Annotated in this window: 18 protein-coding genes and 1 pseudogene; 5 read left to right on the top strand and 14 right to left on the bottom strand. The window is 38.3% G+C overall.

All coding sequences use genetic code 11. From position 1 onward, the window contains the following. Positions 1-352 precede the first annotated feature (352 nt). The 3 genes from M1F25_RS15550 (at position 353) to M1F25_RS15540 (ending at position 4,315) form a co-directional block, all read left to right on the top strand. Complete coding sequence (locus M1F25_RS15550; RefSeq protein WP_112307330.1) at positions 353-1,498, top strand: trans-sulfuration enzyme family protein; 1,146 nt, start codon at positions 353-355, stop codon at positions 1,496-1,498. Between the two features lie 40 nt (positions 1,499-1,538). Further along, complete coding sequence (locus M1F25_RS15545) at positions 1,539-2,963, top strand: Na+/H+ antiporter NhaC family protein (protein WP_181488292.1); 1,425 nt, start codon at positions 1,539-1,541, stop codon at positions 2,961-2,963. A 209-nt stretch (positions 2,964-3,172) separates the two neighbouring features. Next, positions 3,173-4,315 carry a trans-sulfuration enzyme family protein gene (locus M1F25_RS15540; protein WP_112307328.1) on the top strand — a complete coding sequence of 381 codons (1,143 nt, stop codon included), beginning with the start codon at positions 3,173-3,175 and terminating at the stop codon, positions 4,313-4,315. A gap of 144 nt (positions 4,316-4,459) precedes the next feature. Here the strand turns inward: M1F25_RS15540 and dmsD are convergent, their stop codons facing one another. The 6 genes and pseudogenes from dmsD to M1F25_RS15510 all read right to left on the bottom strand — a co-directional run bounded on the left by dmsD (position 4,460) and on the right by M1F25_RS15510 (position 11,207). Further along, positions 4,460-5,077, bottom strand: a complete 618-nt coding sequence (gene dmsD, locus M1F25_RS15535) for a Tat proofreading chaperone DmsD (protein WP_232368690.1) — start codon at positions 5,075-5,077, stop codon at positions 4,460-4,462. A gap of 123 nt (positions 5,078-5,200) precedes the next feature. Beyond that, positions 5,201-6,058 (bottom strand): DmsC/YnfH family molybdoenzyme membrane anchor subunit, encoded by an 858-nt coding sequence (locus M1F25_RS15530; RefSeq protein WP_096863217.1) that lies wholly within the window; start codon positions 6,056-6,058, stop codon positions 5,201-5,203. A gap of 1 nt (position 6,059) precedes the next feature. Next, positions 6,060-6,677, bottom strand: a complete 618-nt coding sequence (locus M1F25_RS15525; RefSeq protein WP_036958485.1) for a DMSO/selenate family reductase complex B subunit — start codon at positions 6,675-6,677, stop codon at positions 6,060-6,062. A 10-nt stretch (positions 6,678-6,687) separates the two neighbouring features. Next, a pseudogene (gene ynfF / locus M1F25_RS15520) lies at positions 6,688-9,114 on the bottom strand (selenate/tellurate reductase subunit YnfF). Between the two features lie 476 nt (positions 9,115-9,590). Continuing rightward, complete coding sequence (locus tag M1F25_RS15515; RefSeq protein ID WP_181488288.1) at positions 9,591-10,337, bottom strand: energy transducer TonB; 747 nt, start codon at positions 10,335-10,337, stop codon at positions 9,591-9,593. A gap of 399 nt (positions 10,338-10,736) precedes the next feature. Further along, positions 10,737-11,207 (bottom strand): multidrug/biocide efflux PACE transporter, encoded by a 471-nt coding sequence (locus M1F25_RS15510; protein WP_004262274.1) that lies wholly within the window; start codon positions 11,205-11,207, stop codon positions 10,737-10,739. Positions 11,208-11,316: 109 nt separating this feature from the next. Between M1F25_RS15510 and M1F25_RS15505 the strand changes: the two genes are divergently transcribed. After that, positions 11,317-12,171 carry a LysR family transcriptional regulator gene (locus M1F25_RS15505; RefSeq protein WP_094961327.1) on the top strand — a complete coding sequence of 285 codons (855 nt, stop codon included), beginning with the start codon at positions 11,317-11,319 and terminating at the stop codon, positions 12,169-12,171. 185 nt (positions 12,172-12,356) lie between these two features. Next, complete coding sequence (locus M1F25_RS15500; protein ID WP_004262272.1) at positions 12,357-12,836, top strand: DUF4822 domain-containing protein; 480 nt, start codon at positions 12,357-12,359, stop codon at positions 12,834-12,836. 68 nt (positions 12,837-12,904) lie between these two features. Here M1F25_RS15500 and yegD read toward each other — a convergent pair whose 3' ends face one another. The 8 genes from yegD to nrfA all read right to left on the bottom strand — a co-directional run bounded on the left by yegD (position 12,905) and on the right by nrfA (position 21,917). Continuing rightward, positions 12,905-14,257: a molecular chaperone gene (gene yegD / locus M1F25_RS15495; RefSeq protein WP_096863213.1), complete on the bottom strand. Its 1,353-nt coding sequence runs from the start codon at positions 14,255-14,257 to the stop codon at positions 12,905-12,907. 322 nt (positions 14,258-14,579) lie between these two features. Continuing rightward, positions 14,580-14,978: a hypothetical protein gene (locus M1F25_RS15490; protein WP_004262270.1), complete on the bottom strand. Its 399-nt coding sequence runs from the start codon at positions 14,976-14,978 to the stop codon at positions 14,580-14,582. Between the two features lie 329 nt (positions 14,979-15,307). Continuing rightward, entirely contained in the window at positions 15,308-16,354 is a 1,047-nt protein-coding gene (gene nrfF, locus M1F25_RS15485; RefSeq protein ID WP_181488286.1) for a heme lyase NrfEFG subunit NrfF, read from the bottom strand. Further along, the gene (locus M1F25_RS15480; RefSeq protein WP_272656844.1) at positions 16,347-18,221 is read right to left on the bottom strand and encodes a heme lyase CcmF/NrfE family subunit; all 1,875 of its coding nucleotides are present in this window, start codon (positions 18,219-18,221) and stop codon (positions 16,347-16,349) included. Before M1F25_RS15480 ends, nrfF begins: the two co-directional genes overlap by 8 nt. Before the next feature lie 24 nt (positions 18,222-18,245). Then, positions 18,246-19,202, bottom strand: coding sequence for a cytochrome c nitrite reductase subunit NrfD (gene nrfD / locus M1F25_RS15475; RefSeq protein ID WP_181488282.1), 957 nt, complete (start codon positions 19,200-19,202; stop codon positions 18,246-18,248). Beyond that, complete coding sequence (nrfC, locus tag M1F25_RS15470; RefSeq protein ID WP_094961333.1) at positions 19,199-19,870, bottom strand: cytochrome c nitrite reductase Fe-S protein; 672 nt, start codon at positions 19,868-19,870, stop codon at positions 19,199-19,201. The genes nrfD and nrfC overlap by 4 nt, the downstream gene beginning before the upstream one ends. Continuing rightward, complete coding sequence (nrfB, locus tag M1F25_RS15465) at positions 19,867-20,436, bottom strand: cytochrome c nitrite reductase pentaheme subunit (protein WP_004262246.1); 570 nt, start codon at positions 20,434-20,436, stop codon at positions 19,867-19,869. Before nrfB ends, nrfC begins: the two co-directional genes overlap by 4 nt. A 47-nt stretch (positions 20,437-20,483) precedes the next feature. Then, positions 20,484-21,917: an ammonia-forming nitrite reductase cytochrome c552 subunit gene (gene nrfA / locus M1F25_RS15460; RefSeq protein ID WP_004262239.1), complete on the bottom strand. Its 1,434-nt coding sequence runs from the start codon at positions 21,915-21,917 to the stop codon at positions 20,484-20,486. Positions 21,918-22,377: the final 460 nt, after the last annotated feature.

Here is a 22,377-nt window from a genome sequence, read left to right as displayed (position 1 = left end):
GGTGTATGTTAAATTAACGACAAAATACCTACCAAATAATTACATTACGTGATGAAGAATTTAACTTGCATGGAACATTTGTTGTTTTATTTTAGTGGTTTATGTGGTTTTTACTGGGTAATTGATTGTGAAGAATAAACAAAATAATGATATTGTGACGGCTAGCTCATTTATCAAAACTTAACCAACAGCATGAATTTAAAGGCTATTTATTCTTGAATAGAAAAATTTTCTCTTAATTTGAAAAAAGGCACTAATTTTTAGAAAAAATTTTCTATTTCCCTGTGGCATATTTCTTTTAGCAACAAATATAAAGATATCATTTTTACTTTACTATATTGGGTTTTAGATAATGACTAAGAATATTGCTACAATTTTAATTCATGGTGGAAAGCAGCAAGATACTGTTAATCATGCTATTTTTCCTGCTATTACAACAGCCAGTACTTTCGTTCAACAAAGCTTAACAGAGCATGGTGAATATTGTTATTCACGTTGCAGCAACCCAACACGTTATGCATATGAAACCTTATTAGCTGAAATTGAAGGTGGAAGCTATGCAACAGCGACTGCATCCGGTGTGGCTGCTTCAAGTTTAGTTTTAAATTTATTACCAAAAGATTCACATATTATTGCAATGAAGGGTGTTTATGGAGGAACTTTTCGGTTATTTGAACGAGTTTCAACCATTAATAGCGGTCACCAAATAGACTATGTTGATTTGAATAATCTTGATGAAGTTAAAACAAAAATAAAAGATAACACACGCTTAATTTGGATTGAAAGCCCAACTAATCCCTTATTAGAATTAGTTGATATTAATGCTATTTGTTCACTTGCCAAAGAGCATAATATTTTAACTTGTGTTGATAATACATTTGCAACAGCTTGGAACCAAAAACCATTAGAATTAGGTGCCGATTTAGTGATGTTATCGGCAAGTAAATATATTGGCGGCCATTCCGATTTAATTGGTGGTGCGGTGATCACCCAAAGAGAAGACTTAGCCAGCCGCCTTGATTTTCTAAAAACCACCCTCGGAGCAATTGCTTCTCCTTTTGACGCCTACCTTGCTTTACGTGGATTAAAAACATTAGCATTACGTATGGCATCACAATGCAGTAATGCCGCACAAGTTGCGAAATATTTATCAACACACCCGAAAGTTGAGCAGGTTTATTACCCTGGATTACCTTCGCATCCTCAATATGAATTATGCAAAAAACAAATGCGTACAGGAGGAGCGGTTGTGACGATTAAATTAGCAGGGGATATTGAAGACACCAAAGTCTTTTTATCTAAAGTTAAATATTTTGTTTTAGCGGAATCATTGGGGGGTGTTGAAAGTATGGTGAATCATTCGGCAACCATGTCACATGGGTCGATGACAAAAGAAGAAAGAGAAAGTATCCAAGTATTTGACACCACATTACGTTTATCCGTAGGTATTGAAGATATCACAGACTTATTAAATGATTTAGAAAACGCACTATCTTAATTTATTAAAATCAAAATAAAATATAATAAGAGAGCATCTAATGAATGATTATGGGATTTGGACCATTGTCACGCCAATGGTGACGATACTTTTAGCCATTTTTACACGACAAGTTATATTATCATTATTACTGGGGATATTAGTTGGTTTTACCGTTATATATGATCACAATATATTATTAGGTATAAACGGAACGCTCGATGGCATTATTAATACGTTTGCATCACCGGGAAACACAAAAACAATTCTATTTATGGTAATGATTGGCGGTATTATGCGGCTCGTCGTTGTTACTGGTGGTGTGCGTTCATTGGTTAAATTATTAACAAATAAAACAAAGTTAATTAAAAATAAAAAAGCTGTTCAATTAATGGCGATGATTATTACATCATTAATTTTTATTGAAAGCTCTATTAACCAATTAATTGCTGGAGCATCAACAAAAACATTAGCGAAGAAATACGGAGTTTCGCCAGAAAAAATGTCCTACATTGTGCAGACTTCCTGTGTATCAGTGTGTTCATCAGCCATGATTAACGGCTGGGGAGCGGCAATGATGGGGGTTATTGGCGTACAAATATCTAAAGGTTTAATTACTGGAGAGCCTTTTGAAATTTTAGCTGGCTCAATGGTATTTAATATCATGGCGTGGTTTTCCCTCGCTTCAGTGCTGTTTTATATTTTCTCCAATGTTTCTTGGGGGCCAATGAAAAAGGCGGATTTACGCGCAGAGCAGCAGGCTTTAACTTTATTATCCGCGGAAGAAACTGAGCAGAATGATGAAGATATTATTGAGCACCCTAATTGCCATACCTCTCTTAACTTCTTTATCCCAATTTTATCAACGGTATTAATGGTGCCTGTTGCGCTTTATATCACCGGTAATGGCGATTTTAGTAAAGGTAGCGGTTCAACATCGGTATATTGGGGAGTCATGTTTGGAACTTTAGTCTCTTTTGTGTGGTTCTTAGCACGTCGTGTACTTAATATTGAGACTTTCTTTAAAGAATTATATATCGGTTATGCCAGCATGGTAAAAATTAGCTCGGTGATGATCCTCGCTTTTTTAATGGGAACCGTTTCTTCAGATTTAAATACCGGTGCCTATATAGCAGAAATCACCTCGGGTGTTATTTCGCCGGCTTTCTCAATAGGCTTTATCTTCTTAATTAGTGCGGTAATGTCATTAGCAACAGGAACATCGTGGGGAACATTTGCCATTATGATCCCAATTGGTGTGCAATTAGGACTTTCAGTCGGAATGCCTGTTGAATATATGATTGGTGCAGCCATTGCAGGTTCAATTTACGGAGACATGACATCACCAATTTCCAGTGATGCAATTGTGGCTTCTATGGCAACAGATTGTGACCATATTGAGCATATTCGTACCCAAATGCCTTATGCAACAGTTACGGCCGCGTTTGCGCTGATAGTTTATCTGTATTTAGGTTTCACATATTAATAAAGTGAATAAAATAATAAAGATTAGGCAAAATTAGCTGCAATAAATAAAATAGATTTATTTCAAGGAGTAGCACCGCTAGTAAAACTAAATAATCATTCAGAATATTTAGGTCATAATATTTATACTGATGGTGCACTCGCTATTTTTGTTCATTCTGAAATCAATGTGGCAATAATTAAATAGACTTTTGATAATGCGATTTACTTATGAAAATTAATACCAAGGTTATTCATGGATACCCCATGACAGATAAATATACCGGAAGTTCTTCTATCCCGTTATATCAATCATCTACATTTTCACAAGCCAATATTGAGGAAAGTTACGACCATATTTATTCTCGTTTTTCCAATCCAACGAGAGATGCATTAAGTGAGGCTATTTGCGCGATTGAAAATGCAAAATTTGCTGAAGTTTTTTCCTCAGGAATGGCAGCAATAAGCGCCGTATTGCTTAATTTTAGTCAGGGCGACCATATTGTTGCCTGCAAAAATATATATGGTGGCTCTTTCCAATTAATGACTGAATTTTTACCACGCTACGGTATTTCAGTCACATTTGTTGATGCGACTAATCCAATGAATTATCAGCAAGCAATAATGGAAAACACCAAAGCGTTTTATATTGAAACGCCATCTAATCCAACGTTACAAGTGACGGATTTAAAATCTGTTATTGGGATTGCGCAGCAGCATAATATTATTACTATCTGTGACAATACCTTTATGACGCCGTTGTTATCAGATGTTATTTCTCTTGGAATTGATTTTTCTATTAATAGCGCAACTAAATTTATTAATGGTCATAGTGATGTGATCTTGGGGACGGTAGCAACGAATAACCCTGAGTATGCGAGGTGGTTACATAAGTCTGCAGTTGCTATTGGCAGTATTGCTGCACCATTTGACAGCTGGCTGACAATGCGAGGTTTAAAATCAATGGCAATGCGGGTTGAACGAGCCAGTGAAAATGCGCAAAAGCTTGCAGAATATCTGAATGAGCATCCAAAAGTACAACACGTTTTTTATCCTGGGTTAGCTTCGCACCCAAATCATATCATTCATATGCAGCAATCTAAAAATGGCGGAATGGTGGTTTCCTTTGATTTGGGTAGCTATGAAAATGTAAAGCGATTTTTAGACGCGGTTCGTATTCCACTCGTTGCAGTCAGTTTAGGGGGAATTGAATCAATTATTTCCTACCCTAAAATGATGTCCCATGCTTGTATCCCTGAAGAAGAGAGATTACTGCAAGGCGTAACGGATGGGTTATTGCGTTTCTCACTGGGCTGTGAAGATATTGATGATTTACTTGCTGACGTCGGTTCTGCTTTATCGCAAATACAGTAATTAGGCGATTATTAACGTATTTTAATTCCTCAGTGGCACTAATCACATCCCAAGAAAGTACCAATAATATATTCAAGCCATCTAAATAATCAGATTATTTAGAGGGCTTTTACTTCACGAAACGGTTATTTGAACGATATAAAACTAAAGACAAAGCTCTTTATTCGCTGGATTTAATTTAGCGGCTTGTTGGATATGTCTTAAAGTTTCAGTGGCCAATAGTGCGGAGGCTTCATAAAATGTATTCCCGCTTTGCAATTGCATTTTCTCTAAATAGCGATAGACCCAAGGTAGAAAATGTAATTCTAGCAATTCGCGTAGTAGTTCTGGTTTATTTTCAATCACCCAGGCGGTGAGAAGAAATAATAACCCTACATGATCTTCTGGCTCTTTTTGGTTTAATTCAATATTGATTTGGTTATTACGGAGCCATGCTCTTAACTCAAGTGTCGAAATACCAAAAATAACATTTTCTTTATCAAGATAAACAGAACCCCAAGGTGGTGCTGGTAATGCATAAGGGCCTATAAATAAGCGCTGATAGGCTTCTTGTAATGTTTCTGATTCAGAAAGATTATCTTGAAAGAGTTTATCAATACGTTGGCAATCATAATCCTGAGTAAATGGCCATTCAGCTAACCATTCGCTCGTCGTAAATAAATCAATTAACTTATTTACGCGTGCATCAGAAGGGTCATAATAAAATAATGCCCCTAAAGCTTGCGCGCAAAGCGAAAAATCTGCCAATAATTTTTGTTCCATATTTGTCCACATTGCTATGTTGATGATGACTCTTTGGTGTGATCGTAGCGAAACATGAGATTGTTGTCGATGATAAGAAAGTCATTAACCTTCTTATCATCGTAAAAAACAATGAATTAGTCGTTAGCCTGCAACAGCCATACCCACCGTCATATGCAGCCCGTAGAAAATGCCTCTACCAATCAATTCACCAAAAATCACCAATAATACGGCGACTAGTAGCCCAATAATTGAAGGGTTTTTCATTTTAACATGCGGGTAAATCCAGAAAGCTAGCCCCAATGTTAAGCAAACAGTACGCCATCCCATCAGTGAGGCATAATCTGGAACAAGCTCTGATGCTTTTTGTACTGAACTTTGGATAGAGCCTAATTCAAACCCCTGCGCTGTCACCAAGATACTACTTGCAATCACTGCAACAATACTGATTAATGTAAAGAAGCGGACGTTATTGATATCATAGCTAGCTATGCGCAATAAAAATGCGGCAAGAACAGGCCCCGCAATAAAGCTGGTTAAGATAAATTGCAAACTACCATAGTGATTAAACCAAGTTGGGACGGTATCAATTTGGTAAACGCGAGATATGGCATAAATAAATATTGCCGCACAAATGATAGTGACGATTAACCAAATATTGCCGACAGACTTGGGCATCTTCTTTAATAATGACAATAACCAATATATCCCACCTAAGGCAAAGAATATTGAGCCACTGACTATTTCATTACTGAGCGCTGAATGCCCAACACGTATCATCGAATTAAAGGCACGCATCGGTGAGCCCATATGTAGCATGGAGAGTAAAAAGCCAACTCCCATTAACACCCATAAACCAAACATGCTCATCACTATTTTATGATGCTGTTCTTGCATGGGTTTCATTAACAATACCAGAGCCATGAGAATAAATGCGCCAGCAACACTTTGACCTATAACGGTGAAGAAGATTAACGGATATTCATGTAAGCCTGCGCCCATTTTAAACTTCCTCCGGATTAGCTAAATAACCTGTGGTGTCGCCCACAGGACGGCAATTTGCATTGAGATTTAATACAATATTGGGTTTGGTATAATGTGCTGCTGGTAGCGGTGCTATTTCATTGATTGTTCCGTATTTCTCACGTAACTCTTCAATGGGCCCAAAATCTAATGCACGTAGCGGGCAAGATTCAACACAAATGGGTTTTTTACCTTCAGCCACACGTTCATAGCAGCCATCACATTTAGTCATATGCCCTTTGGCTGCATCAAACTGTGGTGCACTATAAGGGCATGCCATATGGCAATAACGGCAACCAATACAGACACTTTCGTCAACAACGACAAAGCCATCTTCACGTTTATGCATTGCGCCACTTGGGCAAACTTTAACGCAAGCAGGGTCTTCACAATGGTTGCATGAAATAGAGAGGTAATAAGAAAATACATTTTGATGCCATGCGCCATCTTGCTCTGTCCAGTCGCCGCCTGCATATTCATAAATACGACGAAAATGAACATCAGCGGATAAGTTTTTAAAATCTTTACAGGCGAGTTCACACGTTTTGCAGCCCGTACAACGTTGTGTATCAATATAAAAACCATATTGTTGTGACATACCGGGCTCCTTATAGTTTTGCAATTTCAACTAAGTTAGTATGCTGAGGGTTTCCCTTAGCAAGCGGTGAAGGGCGTTGAGTTGTGAGGACATTAATACACCCGCCTTGGTCTACTTTTTTGCCAAACATATCGGCATCTAACCAAGCTCCTTGGCCCATAGCCGTCACCCCAGGCATGATCCGCGGAGTCACTTTAGCTGGAATATGAACTTCACCTCGGTCATTGAAAACTTTGACCATATCACCCTGATTAATACCACGCGCTTTGGCATCTATTGGGTTAATCCATATTTCTTGGCGGCAGGCTTGTTTTAAGATATCAATGTTGCCATAACTTGAGTGTGTTCTGGCTTTATAATGAAACCCTGTCATTTGTAATGGGTATTTTTTATTAAGGCTATCGGTATGGCTTTCAAAGCCTTCTGTGTAAATGGGTAACGGATCAATCACATCATCTGGTGCTAATTGCCATGTTTTCGCTATCTCAGCTAGGCTTTCAGAGTAAATTTCTATTTTTCCTGAAGGCGTTTTCAGTGGATTAGCTTGAGGGTTATCTCGGAAGGCTTTAAATCCAATGACATGCTCATCTGGGCATTTGTGCTTGAAAATACCCACGGTTTTCATTTCTTCATAAGTTGGCATATCAGGGTAGCGTTCGCGACTTTTTTCACATAAATATTTAACCCATTCGTGCTGGCTGCGGCCTTCGGTGAATTTCTGTTCGACATCAGGGCCTAAGCGTTTAGCAATTTCCGACAAAATTTCATAGATGGGTTTACGCTCAAATTTAGCGCTAGTCGCTGGTTGGCCTAAGATCATGTAAGACATGTTTCCTGCGGACTCGCTAGGAATAAGATCTTCTTGCTCGGTAGGCATTAAATCAGGTAATAAAATATCGCAATATTTTGCTGATGCCGTCATGAAATGGTCGATACCAACAATCATTTCGCATTTGCTGTCATCTTGCAAAATTTCATGGGTACGGGCGATATCACTATGCTGATTTATCAATGTGTTACTGGCATAGCACCATAAGAACTTAATGGGAACATCTAATTTATCTTTCCCTTTTATGCCATCGTGAATGGCGGTCATTTCTGCGCCGCGTTCAATCGCATCAGTCCATGTGAAAACGGAAATTTGTGTTTTGACTGGGTTATCGAGCATTGGGAACCATTCAACACCTGAATCATAGGTGCCTTCACGACAGCCTGAATTTCCGCCACTAATACCAACATTACCTGTGATAATGGCTAACATGGCAATTGCTCGAACGGTTTGTTCACCATTTGAATGACGTTGAGGGCCCCAACCTTGAACAATATAAGCGGGTTTCGCTTGGCCTATTTCACGAGCTAACTTAATGATTTTATCTGCTGGAATACCTGTAATTTTAGCGGCCCACTGTGGTGTTTTAGCCACACCATCAGCACCTTGGCCTAAAATATAGGCCTTATAGTGACCGTTTTGAGGAGCAGAAGCCGGTAAAGTTTTTTCGTCATAGCCAATACAGTATTTATCCACAAACTCTTGGTCAACCATATCCTCAGTGATAATCACATAAGCTAATGCAGCTGCAAGTGCGCCATCAGTACCAGGGCGAATAGGTAACCATTCATCTTCTCTACCAGAAGCTGTGTCATTATAACGAGGGTCAATAACTATCATGCGCGCATTCGAACGCTCACGTGCTTGTTCGACATAATAAGTCACACCTCCACCACTCATACGAGTTTCGGCTGGGTTATTACCAAACATCACAACTAGTTTTGTATTTGCGATATCGTCGGGGCTATTGGCTTCTTGAGAACCATACAGATAATTCATACCCGCACGAATTTGCGCAGTACTATAACTGCCATAGCGGCTCAGGAAACCACCACATGAATTCATTAAACGATAGGGAACATTCGAATTGGTGATATTACCGCCATCAACGCCAGTGCCATAGAGAACATGCACCGCTTCATTGCCGTAATTTTGCAAAATATCGCGCAAACTATTACCAACGGTATCTAGGGCCTCTTCCTATGAAATTCGGACAAATTTGCCTTCACCACGTTTACCCACACGTTTCATTGGGTACTTTAATCTATCTGGGTGGTTCATTCTTCTACGGATTGAGCGGCCACGCAGGCAAGCTCTTACTTGATGATTGCCATATTCATCTTTTCCCGTGGTATCAGATTCAACCCAATATACTTCATCGTCACGAACATGGAGACGTAATAGGCAACGGCTACCACAGTTAACGGTACATGAGCTCCAAACGGCTTTTTCTTCAGCGGATGTTGAGTTTTGAGTGTTATCGATTGCTTTTGCATTGAAAGGAAGTGATAAACCGCCTACTGCAGCAAATAAACCGCCTGCAGCGCCAGATTTCACGACATTGCGCCTTGAGATAGGGCTATTTAATAATTTATTTTTTGTATTCATTGATATGAGCCTTTATGACCATATTAAATATAATGTTATTCAAGGGTTATCTTACTCTGACATGTTTAGTTTTTTTTGCGCCATATCAATGAAGTTATATTTGCAAAACTGGTAACTTTTCTATAATAAATAAATTATATTGATAATCAATATCATCTTAATGTCATGAATAAAAAGGATTTTTCATTTTCCTTGCTGGAGATTGAAATTTTAGAAATGTTAATGTTTGGTTTTGTAGAGAAAATATTTCTCTAGGTGAGGAGTTTTCGAAAAATAGGGAGAATATTTCTAGCAGTATAGTTGGAAAATAATAATAAATTTCTCTAAAGTCATTAATTATTCTAAAAAAATAATAAAGATCATCATTATTTTTCGGAATAAAAAGCAAATACGGAATAACTATCTATTAGATGAATATCTAATACCTAATTAAGACGTAACTTCTTAGTGGGAATAATATTTATTTTCAACTGAGGTTAATTAAATTCAATATTAAGTGTTATAGATTGAGCAAAACCTGCAGGTGGTTTACCTACAGAGCGGCTTTTTTGTACTGCAAGCAAAGCAGCTTGATCTAATAAATCATTTCCTGAGCTACTTGCTAAGCGAATTAAGCTAATTTCCCCGTTTTGGCTTAATTGAAATTGTATTGTTGCAATACCACGGTTTTTCATTTTTTTCGCGCGGCGAGGGTATTGTTTATTTCTCTCAACTTCTTGGCGTAGTTTTTCACGGTAAGCATTAATTAATTGGCTATTAGTATCACTAGTCGCATGTTGGTTTTTGGGGCCTTTTATTCCTGCGGATTGAGACGATACAAGGGCTCCAGCCTTTTGTTGTTGTGCGATTGGCAAATCATTTTTAATTTCTGTATTAGCTGGTTTGTGAGCGTTTTCAGTTCTTTTAGTGAGTTCTTTGGGCTTCACAGGTTCTTTTGGGGTTTTGATCACCTTTTTTTGCTTTTTAGGCGCAACAATGACGGCGTGTTCAACTATTGGGCTGGGAGCAATTTTTACCTCATTAGGTGTGTCTATAGGCAGGGGGATCTCTTCAGGTTCTGCAACGTTGACAGCTTGAGTCAATGCGATCGATATAATAGGCGCATCCTGTTGTGCTTGGTTTTTTAAGGATAATGATTGAGCCGTAACATAGGTTAAGTACCCAATAACAAGAACATGAAGTGTTATGGATAGCATAAAAGTGATTAATTTTCGACTCATCATAAAACCTCAATATTCTTTCTCGTTGAACCTAAAGAGGGGAGACCAATTCAGGTATTAAGTAGTTATGTTTGAGTTATGACTCATAAGGTAAAATAACGATTCGAATTATATGTTAATAATTATCAATTGCAAATGATAGTTATTATCAACTTTGGTGGGTGCATATTATAATTTGTTAATATTTTGATTTTTAATGAAATATTATTTATAAGTAAAAAGGCTTGGTGAGTAGCCAAGCCTTAATGAGGTTAATTGTGTGATAAATTAGTTAAATATCATTCTCTATTTTATTTTTGCAAAAAAAAGAGGATTATTTCGGCGTGTTTATAGGGGTTTTAATATACAAAGAACACCGTGAAGATAAGCAACACGGTGTTCGAATATTTATTAATAGTAAAATTAAGAGCGTTTAGCTACCGCTTCAGAGATACTTACTGCGTTCTCTCTATTTGCAAACCAACGGACACGTAAAAGGTCATATCCAAGATTAAACGCATAAGTATAAAATAAGAAAAAGACAAAAAAGCCGATTTCAAGTAAGAATGCATCTAAGAATGACATTTGAAGTAAAAACGCCAGCATTGGGACACCCATGATCACAAAGCTTAATTCAAATCCAACAGCATGAAAAACACGCACTTTGGCTGGGCGAGAACCCTTGGATAAAGGCCAATAACGGTCAAAAGCCATGTTATAAAATAAGTTTAATAGCATTGCCAGCGTCGATAAGACAATAGCCACTGTTCCCATTTGGAAAATTGAGCGTCCTAAAAGCCATGCACTGACCGGTGCAGTTATCGCAATTGCGATGACCTCAAATGAAACTGCATGAAAAATTCGCTCAGTTAATGTTTTTGTATACTTGCTCATAACTACCTCAAAGATATAGAAAATTAATTTTTAGGTAAAAATTGGGTGCAATTATTTGCTATTTTTTATATATATACAAAATGGCAGCCATCGGAAAAAGCGATACCTTATGAACTATTCTATAGAAACATTGCGTACCTTTGTGGAGGCGGCATCCTTAAAGTCATTCTCTGCTGCGGCACGTAAATTAAATAAAAGCCAATCAACTGTCAGTACGACGATCAGTGGTTTTGAAGACGATTTGGGGTTTACGTTATTTGATAGGCAGGGGCGTGAATCAACATTGACTTTTGCAGGTAGAAAAGTTTTGAGCTTAGTTGAGGATATTTTATCAGCAGATGAGCGTCTTCAAGCGCTTAGAGTTGAGTTGCTCCCTGATATTGAGCCTAGGTTAAGTTGTGCTTTTTCAGATACCTATCAGCCACCTCATGCTGAGCATATTGTAACAACATTAGATAGGCAATTTCCGCATCTTGAGTTTGAGTTTTTAATTGCAGAAAATAATGCTGTTATCGAAATGATCCAGAACCAACAAGCCCATGTTGGTATGATGGAGTCTCGTACAGAATATCCTGCGGATATTTCTTTTTCTCGTTTACCTATTCAAGGTGAATTAGGTTTATATGTATTAGATAGTCATCCATTAGCTAAAGAGAAAAAAATAACTTATCAACATTTAACGATGACTCGTCAATTACGGCTAAGCAGTAGCAGCCAAATTATTATTAATAGTGAAAAGAACTGGTTTGCACCTAATTATTTATTATTATTAGAAATGGCAGAACAAGGGGCTGGATGGGCAATATTACCAACATGGTTAGTTAAGCAATTTGGACATAACCGTTTAGTGAGTATTAATTATGATTTATGGCCACGTAAAATTGATGTGGATTTAGTTTGGTCTAAGAATAATCCACCCGGAAAAGCGGGGTACTGGTTGATTAATAAATTGCTTGATAGCTAAAATTAAGAGTATTAATTTTAAAATTCATGAATTTTCGATATATTTTTTATTGTAAAATAGTATTTACTAATTGTAATAAGATATTATCTTGTAAATAAACGTAATATAATTTTCAAAATTGGTTTTATATCGCTAATCTTAACTTAATCAAATTGTTGCTTGAGTTAATTTATTAGAGGATAAAAATGAAAAAATTATTAGTACCTACACTCTTTGCTGTTGTATCTACTATGTCATTTGCTGTTCAAGCAGCTACAACTCCAGCAGCAAGCCAATCACAGAATGCGGAACATAAATTAAATGCTTACGAAGAAATTATGGTAGGCAAAGTTTGGACAACGACAGAAGCTTTAGATCAAGATAAAAAAGAAGTTAATGCGGATGATAAACAAGTCGCTAACTTTTTTGGTTTAGCGGAGTATTATCCAGACGGTACATTTAATATGACCACGTTTGATGGAAAACCTAAAATGAAAGGTGACTGGTCATTTGATGAAAATGGCAAAACTCGCTCATTAACAGCGAAAGATGACGAGGGTAAAGTCTTGTTTACTCGTGTTGTTGAAAATGTCACAGTAACCCCAGAAGAATACACATATCGTATTTATCCAGAGCAAGATAATAAAGATAAGTACTTTGATATTGTTCATAAAGTTAAGAAATAATATTTTGTACCAATAGCGCAGTCTAAATATGAATCTTATTTATTCTGCGCTATTAGTGTTTCTGTCGCTTATTTAAAACAAGTCTCAGCCCAACGCGTTAACCCTGCAGTAACGGAACCAAAATCATCCCCACGTACTATCGGAATATTAGGTAATTCTTGGCTAATAGCTTGGTGTAATATTGGGGAACGAGCACTCCCACCTGTAACGTAAATAGCATCAGGTTTGACCCCGCCTTGGTTGACTGCTTCTTTAACCAATTCAATCATTTTACTTTTTGGTGATTCAATTGATTCCACCATTTGTTCATGGGGAATATTCACTTCTAATTTTTCAGAAATTAATTTAATTTGTGCTAAATAGCTTGAGGCGTCTGATAAAGCAATTTTAGCTTCTTCAGCTTTACGTACTAAGCTATAACCTAATGTTTCATTATAAACTTCTAGTAATCGAGATATTATTTGAGGTTCTTTTGCATCTTGTTTTAAGCGTGTTAACGCTGTCAAATTTTGTCTTGAATAAAACTCTTTTTGTGCTTCAACATTATTGATAGCAATAGGGTTCCAAAATTGAAGGAATGGCATTTTAATGCCTGATAAAGATTGGCTTTCCATCCCAAAAAGCGGCATCAATTGTTTTAATGCAAGGTAAATATCAAGGTCATTTCCACCCACCCGTTGTCCACTATGAGCAAGTAAGGATTGTGTTCTGTCTTGTGCATTTCTATAAGTGGGCCCCATTTGGATTAATGAACAATCCGTTGTTCCACCACCAATATCAACGACTAGGATAATCTGGTCTTTATTTAATGTTGATTCATATTCAAGCCCTGCGGCTACGGGTTCGAATTGAAAAGTAATATGATTAAATCCTGCGCGTTTTGCCGCGCGATAGAGTATTGATTCTGCTTGTTGGTTCGAGAGTTCCCCTCCACGACCATGAAAGTTAATAGGGCGTCCAATCACAGTATCATCAATAATCTGTTGTAAATTATTTTCTGCGGTATTCTTTATATTTTTCATCATGGCGCAGACAAGGTCTTCAAAAAAACTAATTTGAGTCTCATGTAAGCCAGATGCTCCCAAAAATGATTTAGGGGACTTCACATAATATACATCTCTAGGATCACTTAAATATAAATCTAAAGCGGCTTGCCCAAATACGATGTCTTCAGGCATTAAATCGATCCCTTCATCACGGTTAAATGCGATAGATCTTTTTAAAATTTGCTGCCCGATTTCATTCGAGGGGGCGATTTTACAATGGCGAAATAAATGCTCAGAGACTGATTCTCTTGTCGGTGCGCATAAGGTTGATGGGATATAAACGTTATCGCCTTCTAATGGTAATAATGTGGGTATCCCGTTCTTCATGACCGCAATAGCGCAGTTAGATGTACCGTAATCAAAACCGATAAACATTTCGCCTCCAAGAGTAACTATTTTGAAAAAAGGCTGAGACTTTATATCAAGCAGGGATGAATTACTATTGAAAAATAATTCTATATGAGGGATAGCTCAAAAGGAGATAGTCTGAATTGATCGCATTTTGCCTAGATGCTCTGTTAGTACAGAGTCTCCACGATAAAATGTAATCATCATTAAAGGATTGATTTACGGAATGACAGATATCTAAAGAGAATATAGTTTTTTATGTAATATTTAATTTGAGCCCTTTGATATATTAATGAAATCTTAAAGGGCTCGGAAATATCTTATTTAAACAGTTGAGTTTTATATTTACTTAATTATTACAATACTTATTCCAAATAACATTAAAGTCATTATCAGGAAATTCTTTATCATCTCTATCGATTAATGGAATGGAAACAACATTACGACCATCATTATGAAGATAAGTTTTGACCACAAAACGTTTAAATGAATATGAATTTTGGCTAGTAAAAATAAGTACTTCACCGCATACATAGCCTAGCATACCATGGTCTAAGGTTTCTCTTATCTCATGATATTTAACATTTTTATATTCGGCTGTTTTGGGAAATGCTAAAAAATCTTCAACCGCTTTTTGAGATTTTTCTACAATGTCTAAATCAGGTGTATAGTTACTTACAACGCCTCCTATAAAGGACGCGCCTGCAATTAGGCCAATAACTAAAAATGAAAATATTTTATTTTTCATAGTGTTTATTTCTTATGTTATTATTTTTGAACCTCCCAATGAATGCCAAAATATAAAATTAAATAAAATTTATCACCATAAGCTAAATTTTAATTAATAATTTCACTTACGGAGATATACTTGGATTACATTTGGGATAATTTACTGTTGCCAATCTAACATAAGATTATTTGAAGTAATATAGGGGGGACACAATGGTAATCAATAAGAAACGAAAAATTACACATTTAAATAAATAGACATTCATAAAAGAATATTTTATCACTACTGTGATAATTTAGTATGTATTAATCCCTAGCGTAATAAAATTAATAATAAAGATAAGATTATTATTTTTTATTCTTCATTATTTTTGCCATATGAATAGCTTCAATGAGCTGAGAGCGATTAATACGAGAACTATTACTATCTAATAACTTTTGCCAAATATCAATCGCTTGCTCATAATTTGCATTCATAAAGGCATCAGAAGCAACTAGCATTAATGCGGTAATTTCTTGATTATCAAGGCTTAATGCTTTGTTGATTACCGCTCTGACATCTTCGGTTAGCTGTTGACCTGCTTGGTAATATAAAACGGTTGCAATAGCAGAGTATATTTGAGCATTTTCCCCGCCATATTTTAGTGCTCTTTGATAAGCAATCAACGCATTATCATAACTGTTTTGATAAAGATAATATTCACCCAGTATAGCCCAAAGCTCACTATTTTTAGGCGATTGACGAATATCATTTTGTAAGCGTAATAAATCCTTTTGTTCTTGCTGCAATGGTGTGAATGAGAGCAGTGGATCGGATATACGTTGATATTCCTGATAAGCTAATTCAAATCGAGGTGAGAAGAAGTAACCAATAACAACCAACACAATTAATATGGCAAGTAATTTATTAAAATGCCATTGCAGGATAGTCGATGGTGTTGTTATATCTGGGGGTAATAATTGCTCGGATATTTGTCGATGGCTAAAATTGTTCTCTATAAGTTGCTGTTTTTGTGACCGAGTAAATTTGAAAATGAAATAAAAAATGCCAATCAGAGCAATAGCAGGCAATCCCCAAAGCAGGGCAGTTCCAATCGTTAGCGGTGGGTTATACAGCACGAAATCACCATATCGTTCGGTCATATAGTGCATGATTTGCGCTTTATCTTTTCCTTCTGCAACCATTTTAAAAACTTGGTGGCGCATACTTACTGCTGTGGGGGCATTGGATTCGAGTAAATTTTGGTTTTGGCATTGCGGGCAACGTAACTGTGAGGCGATCTGCAAAGAATACTCTTGTTCTTCAATGGAATTAAATTCCCACACATCAACGATTTGAGCATTGGATATAAAAGAGAAAAATAGGAAAAATAGTGCTAATAGGATTCTAAGCATTTTTTATTCTCCCTTTTACCCAGCTTATTAATAGGCCAAAACACATCACAAACGCACCGCCCCAAATCCATTGAATGCCATCTTGCACGTAAAGGCGTATCGCGTAGCTATTTGTTCCTGTTTTCTCACCTAATACCGCATACCAATTGCGTAACCATCCCCAATATATACCAGGTTCAATCATTAATTGCTGGCGAGCGGTATAAAGGCGGCGCTCGGTGATTAACTGGTGTAATGGCTGGCCAGCTTTGCTAATTTGTATAATAGCCTTTTCGGTCGTGTAATTAGATTTAGCTTCAAGTTGCAGTTCGTTGAATTGGAATTGATAACCGGCGAGTGAAATAGATTGCCCAACAGAAAGATTAACACTCGTTTCGTGGTGGCTACCAATTGACAAGGCAATACCAGCAGCAAAAATTACAACTCCTGTATGAGAGATAAGGGAAGGGAAATGTTGCCGAATAGCATCGATAGGACGTAGCCAAAAGATAAGCAAAATTGCAAATAAAAAGCCACAAGAAAGGGCGATAACAAGTCCTTTAGACCAAAGAAAGAAGCTTAATAACACACTGAGAAGTAGAATTAAAAGAATACGCCATTGGGGGTTAATGCGAGTTTTGCTAAGAGGATAAATGGCACTCACAGCCATTATGATTAACATTAAAATACCAAATGGTAATAACGTTTGGTTAAAATAAGGTGCCCCAACCGATATTTTCCCCCAACCAAATAGCGTGTAAATCATTGGGTAAAGCGTGCCCGTCAGGACAATAAATAATACAGTAGAAAATAGGATTAAAGTGAGTAATAAGTAAAGCTGACGGCGACTCATGTTAGTTGGTAAATTATCGATATTTTTAGCTTTCCAACCATATATACATAAAGCCCCGAAACTCAGAAAACTGAATAATAAGAAGAGGGGGACAGCCCTAACGTTATCCAAAGCAAATGCATGGACAGACATTAAAATCCCTGAGCGTACAATTAATGTGCCTAATAAAGATAAAATAAACGTAAGAATTGCCAGCAATATAGACCAGTGGCGATAGTGCCCAGTTTTGCGTGAGACTGTTAAGCTATGAAATAGGGCAGTTGCACTTAGCCATGGTAATAATGACGCATTTTCAACAGGGTCCCAAAACCACCAACCACCCCAACCAAGTTCACTGTATGCCCACCATGACCCAAGAGTGATACCCAAAGTGAGTATGCACCAACTAGGAACGACAACGCGCCAACAGAGCCCGGCGATAGTTTGGTTAAATTGCCCGCAAAGTGTAGATGCAAGCGATAAGGCGGTTACGACCATTAACCCGCTATAGCCTAAATAAAGTAGAGGGGGATGTAATATTAATCCCCAATGTTGCAGCATTGGGTTGAGATCTCTCCCTTCAATAGCGGGAGGGAAAATGCGAACAAAGGGGTCAGAATAAAAGACGATAAACAGTAATAATGCCGCACTGATAATGGCAAGTAGCGTTAGTGTGAGAGGAAACACGAGGTGAGTTTGCTGGCGATAACGCCATGCAAATAGACAACTCCAAGCTGAGATAAACAGCAGCCAAAGAAATATTGACCCTTCATGGCCTCCCCATACTGCCGCAATTTTAATATATAGCGGCGATAGCCGGTGGCTATGTTGCGCCACATATACGACCGAAAAGTCACTTTGAATAAAACTGATAGTTAAACAAATATAAGCAACGAGCAAGAAAAGAAATTGTAAGTAGGTCCAAAGAATATTCCGAGGCATTTGCCTCGGAATATGGCGGAAGAAACCAATAACTCCGAATGATACTTGAAAACAGGCAATACACAGTGCCAATGCAAGGCAGAGAAAGCCAATTTCTGGGAGTATGAGTTCCAATGATTACCCTTATTATTTAGTGAGTTATGCGACGGTCAACTGCCCTGCGTATAACACAAAGAAGCGTAAGCAGAAGACACCCAGTAAGCTTGCGCCACTGATAATCAATACTCTTGCTGCGCCTTGTCCTTTATCCATCCATTTCTTGAATAGAAGTGGAATAATAAAACCAAACCCGACAACACCAATCCAAAACCACCAAGTCCAGAAACCACCGCCTAATGCAGCAATTAATGAACGGATTTTCCCATCGTCTCCTAAAGCTAACCCGACAAAAAAGGCCGCTAATAGGAATATCTCCAACCAAATAACAAAGCTTTCGATACGGTGCAAAAATGCGGTTTCGCCGTTATGAATATTTTTGCGGTAGCGCAATGCGATTGCTATGAGTGATACCGCAATACCTGAAGATATTCCTGAAAATAGGAATAAAGCTGGTAATAATGGGTTGTTTAAGAATGGATAAGATTTTAATGCTGAAAGTAAAAAACCGGTATAAGCCCCAAGCAAAATGGCCAATACGAGCATCACAATATCCAGAAAACGCATTGCACGGTTTAGCAGGGTTAATACTCTTGGGATGATGGTAAATTTGGGCAGCCATTTTTGCTGTAAAACAATGAGTTCTTTTTCATAGATTTTAGCTAGCCAAATAACAAGCACTGCCATATACACTTGGAATAACATCACACCCATCGACATAACTGAGGTCGGGCTGTAATGAAACATTAATTTCCAGAACGTCCATGGACGCGTCAAGTGGAGAATTAAGATCAATAACCCAAAGATGATCGTCGTCGGAGCTAAAATCAGTGTTGTGCGCATTAGAGTGCTATCACTGTCAGCCGAAGTGGGATAATACTGGCGCATAAGTACCGCAAGTACCACAAGCCCAGCCGAAATACCAATTAAGAATAAGTAAACCGCAATGGGCCAGTCCCACACTAAGGATTCAAAATGGAAAGCAGAAGCTGTTGTCATTGGCTAACCTCCCCATATTTGAACGGAACCCGATACATTTTGGGGTGAGTACCGAGTGCAATTTTGAATCGATAAGTCGGTTTTTCTTTTAGCATCAACGAAATATCGCTCTTAGGGTCATCTAAATTACCAAAGGTTAATGCTTTGGTTGGGCAAGATTCGACGCAAGCCGGCTGCTTGCCCTTTTTTAGATTCGTTTTACGGCAGAAATCACATTTATCCGCGGTTTTATTGATGGGGTGAATAAACCTGACGCGATAAGGGCAGGCAGCAATACAGTATTGGCAGCCGACACATAAGTCAGGGTTGACATCAACAATCCCTGTCGTTTTATCAATAAAAGAGGCACCAGTAGGGCAAACATCGACACAAGGTGCACTTTCACAATGTTGACAGGAGTGGCGAAAAAAACGGTATTTAACATCAGGAAACTGGCCAATAGGCTCACTACGGATGATAGTTAACCGCGAAACACCTTCTGGGACTTGGTTAACCTCTCGGCATGCATCCATACACGCCGTACAGCCGATGCACAGATTTTCATCGTGCACCATGCCGTAGCGAACGCCATCTATTTTCATGGTGTTAGCTAGCGTATGGCTAGCAACTCCTCCTACCGCCGCCAGTGCTCCTGAGTAGATAATGAATTGACGACGAGAACAACTCATGGCTGCTCCTTACGCAATTTCACCGCTGCTGGGTTGAAATCAGGGTTATTGCGTTGATCTGAGTGGCAGTCGACACATATTTTTACTTTGCCCTTATCAGTCAGCACCTTCATCGTATCTTGTTTCGGATGAAGGTCATGGCAACTCGCGCAGGCTACTTTGGTGACGTGAACATCATGAGGCCAGAACGCTTTTTGCAGCTGCTCCGGTAAGTGACATGATAGACAGACACTGTTTTGTTGCTCAACGGTATACATTGGGTTGTTAAAGCGCATGACATCTTTGACGCCTTCACGGTGATCAGGCCCTGGGTTACCGTGGCAGTTGGTACAAGTCACGGGTAAATTATTGTTAGGGTTAACCACTTCTGCGTGAGTGCCATGCATGCCTTCTTGGTCAGGTTTATGGCAGTCTAAGCAGGCTTTGTCAGCGCTGCGTTGCTGCGTGACAACCCAACGGCCTTCTGCATTTTCTTGGGCCATTTGTGGGGTTGCGGATGCGGCTGTTGCCCATAATAAGCCTGTTGCCAGCACCCCAGCAGTTAATAACGAACGTAGTACGCTCATATTCACTCCATTGGTTGTATTGCCCCATTATTTGGGGCAAATCATGGTTATTTGGCTAATAGGTCATTTTTACGAGCTTGGTCATCCCATTGCGGAACCACAGTTTTTAAGAACTCTTGTTTTTCCGCATTGATTTTTTGCATATCTAAACCAATGGCTTGTTGCGCTTTTTCCTTGGTTGAAATATCTGGAATGGCAATTTCATGGGTGATGCCTTTTGAGCCTAACAGGCGAGCGAGCTTGGTTCGTGCATCTGCCGCTTTATCCATCGAACCACCTAACATACGCAGGCCTTCATCCGGTGCGTGCATATGAATACCGTGGGAGGCGATAGCTAAATCCCAACGCCATTGTGCATGACGAATATCAGTCAAAATTGGCTTCATTTCATCTTCTGTTGCGCCTGCATCCCATGCAGCTTTTGCTTCAAAGTGAGCACGAACTAATTGATCTTCCGCTTTGATTTTCATCTCTTGGATAGCGACTTTACGTTCAGCAACCACATCTTGCAGTTGTTGTTTGCTTTGGGTATGGCAAGTGCTACAAGTTTGTTCGAAATTATCGAATGGATTACCAATTTTATGGCTGGTGTACAGTTCGCCTTTTTCGTTTTGCAGTTTTGGCATATGGCAGTCAATACAGGTCACGTTATTTTTGCCATGAATACCCGCACTCCAAGTTTCATATTCAGGGTGTTGGGCTTTTAGCATAGGCGCTTTCGACAATGAGTTGGTCCAGTCAGAGAAACCAATGTTGTCGTAGTAGACTTCCATATCTTCCACTTTGGTACCGTTATCCCATGGGAATTTCACGGATTTTTTATCGCCAGAGAAATAGTATTCCACGTGACATTGGCCACACACCATGGATTGCTGGTCGAACCGACTGGCTTTATCAAACGGTTTGCCAATCGCTTCCATTGCACGCTCTGCATAAGGGCGTGAAAGCGTTAGCTCTGGTTTACCTTTTGCAAAATCCGCAGAGTCTGTTTTATGACAATCTGCACAGCCTAAGACATTAACCACTTCGGGGCCACCTTTTGCCCACTTACCTTCGAAATAGCCATCTTCGCCATGTTCTTGGATTAGCCTCGCCACATCGGGGCTTTTACAGCTCCAACATGCCATCGGAAGTGGACCATCTTGGGCGTCTTTAGGAGCACCGGTTCGTAAGGTTTCACGGACGTCGATGACCGCATAGGCGTGACCACGAGGTTTGTTGTAGTCGCGTGAGAATGGGTATCCAGCCCACAGTACGACTAAGCGAGGGTCTTCCGCTAATGCATCTTCACGGTTTGATTGCTCGGATGTTGCTCGCCAAGAGTGGTACTGGTCAGGGTGAGCGGCTTCGAAAGTTTCATTTCGAGCATTGATGGTAGATGTACTATCTTTAGTAGGAGTTTGAGCATGAACAGAGGTAAAGAGAAATATTCCTGCAACCAGACTCAATAAGCATAGTGCATTATTTCTTATGTTTGCCATAAAAAGGGCCTCGAGTAATTTTAGCCAGTCATCCCTTCATTTTTCGAGTTGTATTTGTATTGTGACCTATGACTCGAACTATTTTGGGTATCTTTTTGTTATTTAGGTTTGATAGTAAGCGCACAGATACTACCAAGACATTGCCAATTTATATGTGTAACAAAAAACCACACTAAAAATATTGTTTTTGATCAAAAGTTAATTTGTAATAAGGAAATAGAATGTGAAGAAATAATAAAAAATAGGTATTATTGAAATTGATATAGTTATTTTTCAATAGTTTTAAATTGTTAGTTTCAATAATTAATTAATAATGATTCTTATTCTGATGCTTAGCGTTATCCAATTCTATTTTATTGATTTTAAAATAATTTTTTTATGTTTAATATTTAATGGTTGTTTTTAAAATAAAGTTAGAAATGAAATTTGTTTAATATCAAAAAAAACACAGATATTTTTT

The sequence above is a fragment of the Providencia sp. PROV109 genome, from assembly GCF_033681625.1.
Taxonomy (GTDB): domain Bacteria; phylum Pseudomonadota; class Gammaproteobacteria; order Enterobacterales; family Enterobacteriaceae; genus Providencia; species Providencia hangzhouensis.
This window is presented reverse-complemented; position numbering and strand designations above follow the sequence as displayed.